Source organism: Mycoplasmopsis gallopavonis (assembly GCF_900660635.1).
In the GTDB taxonomy this organism is placed as follows: Bacteria; Bacillota_I; Bacilli_A; order Mycoplasmatales; family Metamycoplasmataceae; genus Mycoplasmopsis; species Mycoplasmopsis gallopavonis.
Genome location: NZ_LR215031.1, coordinates 92,488 through 107,443 on the forward strand (window position 1 = coordinate 92,488; position 14,956 = coordinate 107,443).

Below are 14,956 nucleotides of genomic sequence, written 5' to 3' on the forward strand. Positions count from 1 at the left end.
TTATAAATAAAAAACAAAAACCAATTAGGTTTTTGTTTTAAATTATTTCGATTAATTATTTAACAATATTGTAGAATGATTTGATACCTTTAAATTCTGCTGATGAACCTAATTCTTCTTCAATAGCTAATAAACGGTTGTATTTAGCAATACGATCTGTTCTTGACATTGAACCTGTTTTAATTTGTCCTGCATTCATAGCTACTGCAATATCAGCAATTGTTGTATCTTCTGTTTCTCCTGAACGGTGTGAAACAACAGCTGTCATATTTGCTTTTTGAGCCATTTGAATAGCATCAAATGTTTCTGTTAATGAACCGATTTGGTTAACTTTAATTAAAATTGAGTTCATTGCTTTTTCTTCAATAGCTCTTTTAAGAATTGCTGTGTTTGTAACTGTTAAGTCATCTCCAACGATTTGTAATTTATCACCCATTTCAGCTGTAAATCTTTCAAATCCTTCTCAGTCACCTTCTGCAAAACCATCTTCGATAGAAATAATTGGGTATTTATTTACTAAACCTTTAAGGTATTCACCCATTTCTTCTGATGTATATGTTAATTTAACATCTGTAAGGTTTTCAAATCCTGGACGTTTTTCTTCAATAGCTTTTTTAAGTTTTCCGAATGTATAAACTTTTCCATCATATAATTCACTTGAAGCACAGTCCATAGCAATAGCAACAGCTTTTTCACCTTCTTTAGCTGGTACATAACCTGCAGCTTTGATAGCTTCTACTAAAAAGTCTAAAGCTTCTTCGTGTGATTTGAAATCAGGAGCAAATCCACCTTCATCACCAACTTGAACACCATGTCCTGCTTTTTTAAGTAATTTAGCTAAATTGTGAAATACAAAGTTAGCCATTTGTAATGATTCTCTAAATGTTTTAGCACCAACTGGCATAATCATAAATTCTTGGAAGTCGATTGTGTTTGATGCGTGTTCTCCACCGTTAATAACATTTAACATTGGAACTGGTAATTGATGTCCATTGAATCCACCTAAATATTTGTAAAGTGGTAAATCAAGTTCATTTGCTGCCGCACGAGCAACTGCTAATGAAACTCCTAAAATAGCGTTAGCCCCAAATTTTTCTTTGTTTGGTGTTCCATCTAACTTAATCATTCTTAAATCAATTTTACGTTGATCTGTAACTTCGAAACCTTCTAATTCAGGTGCAATATCGTTGTTAACGTGATCAACAGCTGTCATAACACCTTTTCCACCGAATCAGTTTGATTCGTATTTTGTTCCTTTATCTCTAAGTTCAAGAGCTTCTCTTGTTCCTGTTGAAGCACCTGATGGAACCATAGCTGATCCATAAGCACCAGCTTCTGTATAAACTTCAACTTGAACTGTTGGGTTACCACGTGAGTCTAAAACTTCACGTGCGTGAATTTTTTTAATTGCTGACATTTTATTCTCCTTGTTTTGTCTAAATTCTTAAAATATAAGTAATTTTGTTACTCTAAAAACATTTAATTTTAATAACGCTTAAATTTTAAACTTTTTTTCAATTAAATTATGAAATTTTTTTATTTGTTTAAAGATTGATTAGATAGTTTCTAAGCTCTTTTTTATTGTTTATTTTTTTATATTTAGTTTAGTAAAAATTAAAATAAAAAAATTATAATTTAAATATAAATACTAAGTATAAAAGGGGTAATTATGGCTAAAAACGCTGTTACTTTAAACCGTTGAAAAGAAAAGCTTCTTGATTTATCTTTGAACAACAAAGCTTTAAATCACAAAAGCAATAAGTCAGGAACAATTCAAATTATTTCACCTGATTTAAAAACTTTTTTTGAAAAAATAGTACCTGCACGTTCTACATATTTTGCACGTCTTTTTGATCACAACGATGATGATCTTGAAGATGAAGAACAAACTCTTAAACGAACAAGAAAAGAAGAAATTAAAGTTTTAGGACAAACAATTGCTAAAAAAGATTTTTATGAAAGTGATGAACTTGCTCCAATTATTGAAGCATACAAAAACAAACGTTCTAATAAACATAAAAATGAATTATTTACAAACCTTAGCGGTCCTAAACAAACTCAGTTTTTAAGACATTTAATGAAAACTGCAACATTTTTTAAAGAAGAAAATGCTGTTGATGTTTTATTTTTTGCAATCGGTTATCTTAAATGATATGACGAACCAGGAAGTAAAAGAGCACTTTATGCACCATTGATGTTCATGAATGCTGAATTAAGTCAAAAATCATTTGATGCTGCATTTGAAGCAAAATTAATTGATGATGAACTTTTAATTAATCATGCTTTAATTAGAAAAATGAAAGTTGATTATGGATTAGATTTAGAATTTCCTGAAATTAAAGAAGATGCAACAATTTATGAAGTATATCAACAATACAAAGCAAAAATTGAAGAAGCATTAACTAAATTTTCAGATAAAAGATGAGAAGTTCTTGATCATTTAGAACTTGCTACATTTAGTTTTACTAAAATCAATTTAGTTAAAGACCTTGAAGATAATGAAAAGAAAATTTTAGCTAGTGATTTTTATCAAAAATTAACTTCAAAAAAACAACAAATTGCTGATAATGACTTAGTTCGTGAATCCCAAGTTGATGAATATATTGATCCTAAAAATTATTTCCATAAACTTGATGCCGATTCTTCACAAGAAGCAGCAATTCAGTCTGCGATTTTAGGAAAAAGTTTTGTACTTGAAGGTCCTCCTGGTACAGGGAAATCTCAAACAATTACAAACATAATTACTGAATTAATTGCTCGTGGTAAAAAAGTTTTATTCGTAGCCGAAAAGAAAGCAGCTCTTGATGTTGTTTGAAGAAACTTAAACAAAATTGGATTAGGTGCTTTTGCTCTTCCTATTCATGATAGTGATTTTGATAAAAAAGGAATTGTAAAAGATCTGTATTCAACTTTATTAAAAGGAACAGAGGACATTCCAACAGTTCCGCAATTTTATGCACAAGATAAAATTCATAGATATAAAAATACTAAGGCAGATTTAAATGATTATTATGCAAAAATTTTAGAAATTCGTAAACCTTTAAATCATAGCCTTTATGAACTTTATGGTTTATTTGCTCAAAAAGACAAGATTCAAGATATTTTCTTTGATATCGAAGATGTTCAAAATATTGATCAAGATCAACTCTTTGACTTACAAAAGAAAATTGAAACCTTACAAAATAAAGTTAATAACATTGATGTTGATTTTAAAGCAAATCCATGATATGGATTTTTTAAGGAAGTGCACTCAACAAGAGAAAAAGAACATTTTAAAAATCTTCTAAATAGTGTTCAAAAAGATTTAAAAAACTTAGAACAATATCTTGAATTAAATGTCAAAAATAGAATGCATATTTACTTTAAAGATAATGCACCATTTATTGAGACATTAAAAAACTTAGTTGCTCTACTTGATCACATTCGTAACGCTAAAACAGTTGATGAAAGAATTAAGAGAATTTATGAATTACCACAAGAAATCAACATTCTTGAAGATATCTTAATTGAATTCAAAACAATTGAAGGTTCAAAACTTCAATTATCTAAGAAGTATAAACTAGAAGTTTTAAATAACTTCCAAGCCGATCGTAACTACTTAGTTCTTGAAAAATTAGATAGCGGAGTTAAAAGAACTTTTTCAAGCGAATGAAAGAAAATCAAAAATGATCTTGATATTTATCGTCATGAATCTAAACCAACTTATGAAGAGTTATTACAAGAAGTTAAATTTATTCGTGATATTCAAGAAAAAATGAAAAATCTTGAATTACTCTCACAACGTGTAACTTACACTAAAAACTTAGCAACTTTAAATGATATTGAAAATGCATTATACGATCTTAAGTGATACCAAAAATTTATTCACTTATCAAAAGATGTTCTTTTCTATAATAACGACTCTGTATCGCTTGCAATTAGCTGAGTATTTAATAAAGATAACATCTTCCCAATTATTGATGAAAGTGTTCAAAAAGCACGTAATGTTTTAGAGCAATTCGATGAAATTCAATCTTACTTTGATAAAGACAAAGTGACTTTTGATAATCTTTCTTTAAAAATGTTAAAACTCAACATTTCAACTTATATTTCTCACTTTAATTCTTTAAGTGCTTACTCAGAATTTATCACTGCATACATCGAAGTTTCTAAGAGTGGTTTAAAAGAATTTGCAGATTTATTACTTGAAAGTAAGATCCGTGATAATTACTACGAAATTTTCCTAAAAAGATTTTATGCATTATTAATTGAACATTATCTTGAAGAAAGTGATTTAAACTTCGGGTATAACGGTGAAGCAATCCAAGTTATGAAAGAAGAATTTGGAGAAGTTGAAAAAGAAATTCAAAAAATTGCTGAATTAAAAGTAACTCAAAATCTTTATAAAAACTTACCAAACCTCAATTCTATTGAAGGATTAAATGCTAGTGTGAAAATTCTTGCAAGAGAAGCTACCAAAGATCGTCGGACAATGCCATTTAGACTTCTTTTTGAAAGAATTCCTGAATTAATTTTAATGATTAAACCTTGTTTAATGATGTCACCATTAACTGTTAGTTCATTCTTAAAAACAAGTCCAATCACTTTTGATACAGTAATTTTCGATGAGGCCTCACAGGTTTTCCCAGAAAATGCAGTTGGAGCTTTATTTAGAGCAAATCAACATATTATCGTTGGTGATGAACATCAATTACCTCCAACTAACTTTTTCAATGCAGACGGAGCTGATGAAGCTTTACAAGAGGATGAACGTGGTGAAACAGATGATTATGAATCAATTCTTAATGCCGCAAAAGGTTTCTTACCAACAATTCGTTTAAAATGACACTACCGTAGTAAATTTGAAGAATTAATTCTTCCTTCAAATGTTGAAATTTACAATGATAACTTAATTACCTTCCCTTCACTTCGTAAACCTAAATCTTTTGAAGGTATTCAGTTTATGAAAGTTGATGGACACTTTGTTAACAATCAAAACGAAGTGGAAGCAGAAACTATTGTTAAATTAATTAAAACTATTTATGAAAAATACGGAACCACCAAAAGTGTAGGGGTTGTTTCATTCAACAAAAAACAACAAGTTTTAATTGAACAAAAATTAAATAAATTAAGAAGAACAGATTCTTCGCTTGAACCTTTCTTTAGTCGTGAATTAAAAGATCCATTTTTTGTTAAAAATATCGAAACTGTTCAAGGGGACGAAAGAGATATTATTATCATGAGTATTTGTTATGGACCAAATGAAAAAGGTCACTTTGCAATGAGATTCGGACCAATTAACCAACAACAAGGTTACAAGCGTTTAAATGTTGCAACAACTAGAGCTAAAGAATGTACCATTTTAGTTAGCTCAATTACTCAAGATGATATTGATTTAAACAAAACCGAAGCTCGTGGAGTTAGATTCCTTAAACAATATCTTCTTTTCGCAGAGTACGGAGAAAGTAAAAAAGTTGTTTCAAATCAAGAAAAAGCAAAACAATTATTTGAAGCAGGTTTTGAAAAAAGTGTTCTTAATGAACTTCAAAAATTAGGTTATGAAGTTAAAATGAATGTTGGAAATTCAGGATATAAAATTGATCTTGCAATTGTTGATCCAGAAAACAGAGATAAATTTGTAGTTGGAATCGAATGTGACGGAGCAACATATCAATCTTCAAAATCTGCTCGTGATCGTGATCGTTTAAGAGAAGAAGTTCTTGAAATGCGTGGATGACAAGTATATAGAATTTGATCAACTGACTGATTTAAAAATAAAGAACAACAAGTAATTCAACTTGATAACTTTATTAAAAAAGCAATTGAAGATAACAAATTCAAAGCACAACAAAAGAAAAATTCTAAAAAAGAATCAATTGCAAATTCAAAAAAACTTGAATTAATCAACAAACAAACAGCAGAAGAAAAAGAAGACGAAACTAAAGAGACAATAGTAAATGAAATTCCTGTTGTTCACGAAAAGCGTCAAGAGGTTTCTTTAAATGAAATTTTCAAAGATTATCCTAATGTTAATGAAATTGATCCAAAGAATTTCGTAAACAAGCAAGCTTATATTACAGGAATTATTAAAGCTCTGGCACCTGTTCTTGTTGATGATGTAATTAAATTATCTCCAATGATTTTTGAAAAACCAAGTTTAACAAAATCATTAAAAACTGAATTTAATACCATTTTAAATACATTAGTAATGCTAGATGATACAATCGCTATCAAAGATGATTTTATCTTTGATAGCACACCAGGAATTGAAATTGAGTTCAGAAAAACAGTTAGCGAAGAAACTAAACGGAAAATTCCAAGTATTTCATATTTAGAGATAGCTTCTGGAATTTACAAAATTTTAACATTTGTTAAAGAAACAACAATTGATGCTCTTTATAAACAATTTGCTGATTATTGCTTATATAGTACTGTTACACCAAAACTTAAAGCTTTAATTGATGAAGCAATTAATTACTTAGTTAATGAGAACAAAGTAACTTTAGATGATAAAGTACTTAAAATTAAATAACAAAAACCTTATCCAAAACTAAATGGATAAGGTTTTTTATCACCCTTTAATTATATTGACTACTTTTGCAATAAATTTGTCGTAATCATTGTAAATGATATTCTTTTCAAAATTTAAATTTAAGTTGGATATTGTAAACTTAAATTTATTAGTAGTATACATGCTTTGATATTCTTCTTTATTTTTAGGAATGCTCATAAAATTATTTTCAATATCGACAATAAAGACTAATGTTTTGTTTGGTATATGCATTCAAATGTTTTTATTATCTTCTGATAATTTAATATACTTCTTTAATCTTTCAGCAGTTACTTCTTCTCATTTTTGAATATTGTTTGTCTTATCGAAATAAGGAAGAGATCTAGGGATAATAAAAACTTGAAAATAAGCTATTTCAGCTGAACGAATGTTAGCCGTTTCACCCATCATGGTCTCAAAATAATTATTAGAATTTTGTAAATAATTGCTCATAATAAACTTAACAGAAATTCCTGCAATTGGTTTATTATTTTCGAAAATAGTTATATCAACTAATTTATCAAAATATCTTCCTTCTATTTTTGATTCTTTACCTTCTCCGTAACCTAAAGAAGAAATCGAATAAATATCATCATTTAATTTTGTTATTAAATCCCTTGCAATTGCACTATGTAAAACAATGAGTTTTTGATTGCTTCGAGCACTTGTTTTTAAATATGTTAGAAATGATTCTTCAAGTACTTTTAAAAATTCTTCATTATTCATTTTCGATTTCCTTTGCTCTGAAAAAATAATCCAAATAAGCTTTGAGGTCTTTTGATGAAAATGTGTAATATCCACCATTTCTATATTTACCTAATAAAGCAATATATTTTATAAATTCTTCTCTATATAATGCCTTTTTGATTTCTTCGTATCCTTTTGAAGCACTAATTATATAAAGTCCTGCATAAACACCCGTCCCAGAAGGACAATTAATTATTTTTAAGTCCTTTAAATTTTGAGCTAAAGTATTGATTGCTACTTTATTTTTATAGGTATCTAAGATTCCTTGGCTTCTTCCGAATGCATATCAATATTTTTCCGAATTTTTTTCATTAGCTCTTTTGAGTAAAGCTTCTTTATGATTAAGTAAATAATCATAAAGAATTGGTTCTTTTGCTAATTGATCAATTGAAATAAGATTCCCTTCTTGATCATAAGGATAGAAGATTTGTTTGAAAATACCTTTGGATGCTTTAATTACTGGAATTATGTATTTTGATGAAAAATTAAAATCCGAAACAAAAAAATTATCTTTTAATGTTGCGTATCCATTTTTTACAAAAATATCTGATTCTTGCTTATTTAATAAGATCTTTTTTAAAAAAGTTAAATCCTCTTTTTTAGCAAAATAAAAGAAAGAGTTGAGATAAAAATCTTCAATAGATAAATTGTGAATATAATTGGGTTTTAAATTAGCTTTATCATATTGATAGTATTCTGTATTTTTGTGAATTTTTTGCTTATTTAAAATAGTAATAGTTGTATAAGTTGTCGCTTTAAAAGGTTGAAAATGCTGTAAATCTACTATTTTTTCAATTAAATTATTTGTAACTAAATATTTTCGCATTTCCTTTGCTGCTACACTATTAAAATAAGAGCTTGGAGTAATATAACCAAGAATCCCTGATTCATTAAGCATACTAATTCCTAGCTCATAAAACACTAAATATAAATCAGTCATTCCTGTTTTAGCAAAATTAAATTTTTTTACCAAATGATATGAATTTCCTAAATTATGAATACGAATATAAGGGGGATTACCAAGAACAAAATCCATTTTATTGTTAAATTTATCTACCATTAATGAGTCAGCACATAAAATATCTCAATTAACTTTTTCTATTCCGTATTCTTTTGTAATCTGATCAAGATTACTTTTACATTTAAGAACCTCCTCTTGATCAATTTCAATTCCGTGAATAAATTCTTCTAATTCTGCTTTTAGAACCATTTTGTTGTGATTGTGTTTTAAAAAATCTTCACAATATCTTTTGACTATTTCTTGTAAAAAAGCTCCATCACCACAGCTATTATCAATAACATGTTTTTTGGATATATTGCCTAGAATATAACCGGAAAGATTAAGTATATTATTAACAATATAATCAGGGGTATAAACTCTACCAAAAGATTTATTTTTAGAGATATTATTTTCGCTCATTTTGAATCTCCACTCTTAATTTTGCATAGAATATATTATTCGATGTAATAAACTATTATCAAAGTAAATATATCACTTTCTATTTAATTTTACATTTTAATTAATTTAATAAAGTAAATATAAATAAGCATTAAACTGGGACACGAAATATGGACACATCCATATTTCGTGTTTTTATATATTTAGGAGGTATTATGAGACAATTAAAGGCACATGAATGATTAGAACTATTCGGTAGCTATGAAGATTACAAAAATAATTTGATATCAAAAAATGATTTTGAACTTAAATATTATTCAATCAGAGGTTTTAGTTTTTTTGATAGAAAATTCAATGAGGCTAAAAAATATTTTGTCTTCAAGTATAACAGATATAATTTAGGAATGATAAATATAGAATCGCAAACAGGTAAATCATCTAAAAAAGGTAAAGGGTCAGGTAGACCAAAAAGGCAAAAAATTACTCCTATTGAAATTGTAAAAAAGGAATGAGAAAAAATGCCTAAGGAACAATTGATTGAAATTTTAGAAATTTATAAAGACTCTTTTGATAGAAATAATATTGAAGTTGATATTTCTAAAATTAAGAAATCTTCACTTTCTACAAGAAAATTGGGCCTATGCTTTAATAAATCTAAGTCAACAATTCACAATCTAAAAACTAAAGAGCAGCAAACAAGAAAAAAATCTGTAAATACTAAATATGATGAATTAATAATTAAGTCATTTAAGAAAAATAAGGGTTTGTTTGGTAGAAAAAGATTGGAAAGTTATATTAGAACAAAATTCCAAATAGATCTAAATTATAGGACTATTGGTAGAGCGATGAGAAGATTAAACTTATTTTGTTTAATCAGAAGAAAGAAAATAGATAGAGAACAAAAGAACACAAACGTAAAATTTATAGATCTTGTTAATCGTGATTATCACGGAGAGACAAACCAAATAATTGCCACTGATGTTACTTATATTTCTGCACCAAAAGATTGCTTAAACAATTTTGTATTTTTATCTGTTGCGATTGATCACAAAAGCAAATTTGTTGTTAATTATAATCTTTCAAAAAGAAATGATTTAGAACTAGTAATGGAACATATGTCTAAAATCAAAATGGATAAAAAATGAATAGCTCATTCTGATCATGGTTTCCAATATTCTTCAAAAACTTATGTAGATTTAATTCAGAAAAACAATGGTGTTGTATCAATGGGTAGAGTAGGAAATTCTTTAGATAATAGAGAAGCAGAATATTTCTTTTCAATTTTAAAATCAGAATGTTTAAAATTAATCGATATTACAAAAATAAATTTTAATGAATTAAAATCACTGATTGATGATTTTGTGTTTTGATACAACAACGAAAGAATTCAATCAGTATTAAATTGAAAAACACCTCAAGAGTGTTGAGGTGTTTTAGTAAATTAAACTTTTTGTCCACTTTTCGTGTCCCAGTTTACATAAAGACATTTTTGAATGTTTTTGTGCTTATTTTTTCGCTTTTTCTCTTTTATACATCCAATAATATATTCTATGTATTTCAAAAGTACAACCCTAGCTTATTTCTTATATTTTTATTCAAAACTCTAAGAATAAAACAATTTAGTAATCAATGTAAAAACTTTTTATTTATCTAATAAGTTTTTATAAATAATTAAATAAAAAACACATTCATTAGAATGTGTTTTAAATTAAGCTATTTTAGTTTTGTTCTTCTTTTGCTTGTTTAATTTTTTTATAAAGAAAGAAAATGAAGTTAATTAGACCTAATGACATTAGACCAAGAACAAGTCATCATGGTCATGCGAGTATTTCGTCTGGTCTATAATTTTCTAACATCTTCTTAATTACGGAAATTTCAACAAAATTTGCTTGATCTGGGTTTTTAGCAATAATTGTTTCATATCCTTGTTTACGCTTGTCAAACTCTGCTTTTGAGACTTTTTTGTCAAAATGTTTTAAAGAAACTAAGTTGTTAAAAATAGAATCTAATTTTGAATAATCTATTTTGTCAAGTTTTTTGATTTCTTGATCTGATAGTCGAAGGTCTTTATTAATAATTCCTTCTAAAAATTCTTTTTCAGCTTCAAGTTTTACTAGATTTTGTTCTTTTTCATTAAATACTTTAGTTTGTAAACTTGCTAAAACAGGATGGTTAAACTCTATGTTGCTAAATTCTTTTGCTTTTAAAATTAATTCATGATAACGAATTTGGTTAGTAGAACTGTAATAGTCATTTTCTCTTCATTTTTGACCTTCTTGTTCAAGGTAATTACGAATTTGAATATTTGTTACTAATTTTTGGTAATGTTTTGTTGGAATATCATGTTTATCTAAGTAATCAATAATTGAATTAATTCTTTCAAGAACTTGATTATTACCTGTTTGTTCGTATTGTTGAAGTTTTTCAACAATTTCTAATAAATAATCAGAAACAGTTTTAGCTTCATCATAAACTGTAATTAATTGTGATTCATTTTGAATTTCTAAATAATCAGCAACAATAAATGTATTATCAATTAAAAGATGTTCATAACGATTTACTAAAAATTTATCTAATCCAGGTAAATTTTGAATTTGATCGTAGTATTCTTTTTTCTTATTATTTGCTACACGAGCATTTTCTATTGCACGCTCACCTTCATTAACTGTTCTTGCTTTGTATGAATCTTTTTCATGTTGATTTAAATATGGGAAATTTTCAATTTCTTGATTTAAATCTTTACTTTTACCATTTAATTGATCGTAGTCATATTTAATGCTATGTGGAGTGTTAATTTCTGCAATTAAATTATCTAAGCTCTTTACTTTTTGGTTATTAACTAAATAAACTTCATCACCATTATTTGTTGTAGAACTCATTAACTCTTTTGCTTTAGCTAGTGTATTATCGAATTGATCTTTTAAATCTTTACTTGATCTTGTATATTTAAAATTATTTGGATCTTTGATTAAAGATTCAAATTGTTGTACTTGTTCTGTTAAATTCTTCATTTTTAAATTAATAGAAGAATAATTTTTATAACTCTCATTTGCTTTTTCAATATTAGTTGCTTGATCTATTAAATTTGCTAGATCTTGTTTTTGTTTTGGATTTAAATAAGGGTAATCTTTATCAATTTTATTTTTAAGAACTTGCTTATCAACTTTAAGTTCTATTGCTTGCACTTTTGCAACTGTATCAGTTTCTGAATCATTTACTTCATTTTTGAAATTAGTTGCTTGTTTTTCTTCTAAGTCTTCTTTTGTTTTTAAATTATCTATTTTAGAATTTAAATTATTTTTCGCTTCTTCTAAGTTAGTAAGAAAACCATTAAGTGATACTTTTTTAACATCTGATTCCACTTTAACATCAGACTTAGGTTTAGAATAACCATCAGGCATTTCTACACCATCAGCATTGCTGTCAGGAACGTTTTTAACTAAGAAATCATATGGTTTTTTAGAAACTAGACTAAATTGAGCGTTTAAAGTTCCTTCATCATCATTAACTTCTGTGATTTGTTCCTTGATAGAAGGTATAGCATTATTATTTTCAATTGAAAATTCATCTTTTCCTACAACTTCTAAATCCGTAGATGTTCATGATGATGGTTTTTTAGACTTTTTATCTAATTCTGTTTTTGCTTGTAACTCTGCATTATTAGAAGCAATTTTGTCTAATCTTTGTTTTTCTGTTTGGTAACCATCAATATATGTTGTAAATACTTTTGATTCAACATCAGTTAAACCATCTTTTTTAGATTTTACTTGATATGAAACTCATAAAACACCATTAATATCATCGTATCCAACAATCTTTTTATTAACAATTTCTTGATCTGTGTTTGGATTAACTTCTCAAGTAAGTGCATTAAGACCTTCTTCGCTATCTCTGCTAGAAGCTAATATATCACTTTTTCCATTATCTGAAATAGTAACTGTAAAATCTTCTTTTGAATCTAATCTTTGTTTTTCTGATTTAAAACCACTAACTTCATAAGTTTTGGAATCTGAACTTTGACCATTTTTTACTAGATGATATTTTACTGTAACACTTCCTGCTTTTTTGTCCACATTTTCAAGAGAATCAATAACTACGGTTACACCATCACTAGTAGTAGAATGTGTAAAATCATCTTTATTTGCTGCATCAGCAAAAACTGTTGATTTATTTGGATAATCAAATGTTACTGATAAATTATTTAATTCTGCTTTTTCTAATTGATTTTTCTTATTTGTTGTTAATCATCCAGAAGTATTTAAATCTTTTGTATTTGATGAAACTGGTGTAATTGTTGGATCTTTTGCTTCTGAGCTTTCTAGGTAGCTACCACTATAAAGTTGATTTTTAGTTTTTGTTGTGTCTAATCTAAATTTTAAAGAAGCTGTTCCATTTGTATCATCCGGAGTTATTGGACTAGCAATATCGAATTTAATAGCAAAATTATCTGTTGAATAATTTTTAGGATTAAAATCTTCTGTTGTTAAAGTAGAAGGTAAAGTGTTTTCTTTCGTTTTACCTTCTTTAAGAGGGAAATCACTTTCTATTATAGTCTCTAATTTTTTATTTAATCTTTGAGCTTCTGTTTGGTATCCTGTGATTTCTTTTTCTAGTTCTTCACTAGATTCAAACTTTTCTTCTCCTTTGGTAGAAACTATTTTAAATTTTACTTTTAGTTTACCAGAAACATCATCATAACCAGAAATACTTTTAAATTCTAAAGTTCTTGTATATCCATCATTTGTTGGGTGCTTTAATGTATATGAGGGTTTTTTATTATCAGTTAAATCGAAACTAGAAGCTAATTTTTCTGAATCGGCTGTAAAATTAACTTCATCAGCTGTTAAAGCATTGATTTCATCTTGTTCTGTTCTTTTTTGAGGTTGTACGATTGGTTCTCCTTCAGCTGGAAAACCACTAATTGTTATAGTTGATTCTTTTGTTGAGAAAACATCACCTTCAAAATTACCTTCCGTTTGTCTATTTGATTTTAATTTATATTTAAGAGTTATAGATCTATTATTATCGTTTGGAATAACTTCAAAATCAACACTTCCCCCTGTAATTTTTGAATTTAAAATTGATTTATAAGATTCTTTCTTTTTTGCATCTTCATAAGTAATATATTTTGCTTCTGAAATAGAATTGTTTGAATTATCTGTATTCGAAATAACTTGATCACCTAATGTTATTGATTGAATTTTTGATCACTCTTCATTTAATCTTTGTGCTTCTGTTTTGAAACCACTAAATTTTAATTTAAATGTATGATCGCCTATTATTTTGTCAGGTTCTATTTTTGAAGAAATAAATTCTTTTTCTTTTTCCTCTAATTTTGTAATTCTATAAGAAATTTTATTGAAATCATTATTTGCTCATGTTATTCATTTTAAAGTGTTATTTACACTTTTATCAGATGTTGCAGCAGGGTTTGGGAAAGATTCTGCATCAAATACATTAGGGACATATAATTTTGGCTGAATATTTAATGAATAAGTACCATCTTTATCATTAAATTCCACACTCTTTACCTCATTAAATACCGCTCAATAACCTGGTAAACTATCGCTCATCAAAACATTTTTATAAAGTTCTGTTTGATTAACAGACGAAGGTAATATATTTTCTTTTTCACTTTCATAAGTTTTAGATAATGCTCCCGCACCTTTTCCATTGGTAACTAATTCACTATTTGAAGCAAATAATAGATCTAAATATTTTTTTCAAGTCATACCCGCTTTTTCGGATATATCTTTCTCTATTCAATCTGTTTGGATTTTTTTACCATTATTTAGAGTAGAAAGCTTGAAAGCTATTTTAAAAGTACCATTATTTAAATCTAATTTAGAAACTATAAAATCATTTTTTTCAATAAAAAAGTTAAAAGGATCATTAATATAATCATCGTAAAGATACTTAAGTTGGTCGGGGTTTTCGTCACTAATATCATTATTAGGAAATGTTCCTTCTCCTCAACTTATTGAATTTGAAAAATTAGCAAAATTTAAAAATCAACCTGACGCAAAATCGTCATATCTTTCGTTTTTGAAATCTTTAAATTCGAAATTATTAGCAAATTCCATCAATTTAGATTTAATTTGTTCGTCACTATTTGTAGCACTAATTGTTGTAATTGCTGTTGTTCCAATTAAAATTGGAGAACTAACTACCGGAAAAAGTAGTAGTTTGCTTTTCTTAAATTTCATTATTATTACCTCGTATCTTTTTTAAAAATAACTAATTTTTATATTTATAATATTTAAAAATATGATAAGTATAGA

6 protein-coding genes are annotated in these 14,956 nt (G+C 27.1%); 2 read left to right on the top strand and 4 right to left on the bottom strand.

What is annotated here, in order from left to right; all coding sequences use genetic code 4:
* Window positions 1-55 precede the first annotated feature (55 nt).
* A complete protein-coding gene (eno, locus tag EXC53_RS00300) occupies window positions 56-1,417 on the bottom strand; it encodes a phosphopyruvate hydratase (protein ID WP_119572152.1) in 1,362 nt (453 codons plus the stop codon).
* 252 nt (window positions 1,418-1,669) lie between these two features.
* On the opposite strand from eno, the gene EXC53_RS00305 reads away from it, so the two are divergent.
* On the top strand, window positions 1,670-6,511 hold the full coding sequence (locus tag EXC53_RS00305) for a DUF4011 domain-containing protein (protein WP_119572153.1): 4,842 nt from the start codon (window positions 1,670-1,672) through the stop codon (window positions 6,509-6,511).
* Between the two features lie 36 nt (window positions 6,512-6,547).
* Here EXC53_RS00305 and EXC53_RS00310 read toward each other — a convergent pair whose 3' ends face one another.
* Together EXC53_RS00310 and EXC53_RS00315 are read right to left on the bottom strand one after the other, a co-directional pair.
* On the bottom strand, window positions 6,548-7,255 hold the full coding sequence (locus tag EXC53_RS00310) for a hypothetical protein (protein ID WP_119572154.1): 708 nt from the start codon (window positions 7,253-7,255) through the stop codon (window positions 6,548-6,550).
* On the bottom strand, window positions 7,248-8,696 hold the full coding sequence (locus tag EXC53_RS00315) for an HsdM family class I SAM-dependent methyltransferase (RefSeq protein WP_182806915.1): 1,449 nt from the start codon (window positions 8,694-8,696) through the stop codon (window positions 7,248-7,250). The genes EXC53_RS00310 and EXC53_RS00315 overlap by 8 nt, the downstream gene beginning before the upstream one ends.
* Window positions 8,697-8,845: 149 nt before the next feature.
* Between EXC53_RS00315 and EXC53_RS00325 the strand changes: the two genes are divergently transcribed.
* Entirely contained in the window at window positions 8,846-10,120 is a 1,275-nt protein-coding gene (locus EXC53_RS00325) for an IS3 family transposase (RefSeq protein ID WP_129724519.1), read from the top strand.
* 273 nt (window positions 10,121-10,393) lie between these two features.
* Here the strand turns inward: EXC53_RS00325 and EXC53_RS00330 are convergent, their stop codons facing one another.
* A complete protein-coding gene (locus EXC53_RS00330) occupies window positions 10,394-14,881 on the bottom strand; it encodes a lipoprotein 17-related variable surface protein (protein WP_119572149.1) in 4,488 nt (1,495 codons plus the stop codon).
* Window positions 14,882-14,956: the final 75 nt, after the last annotated feature.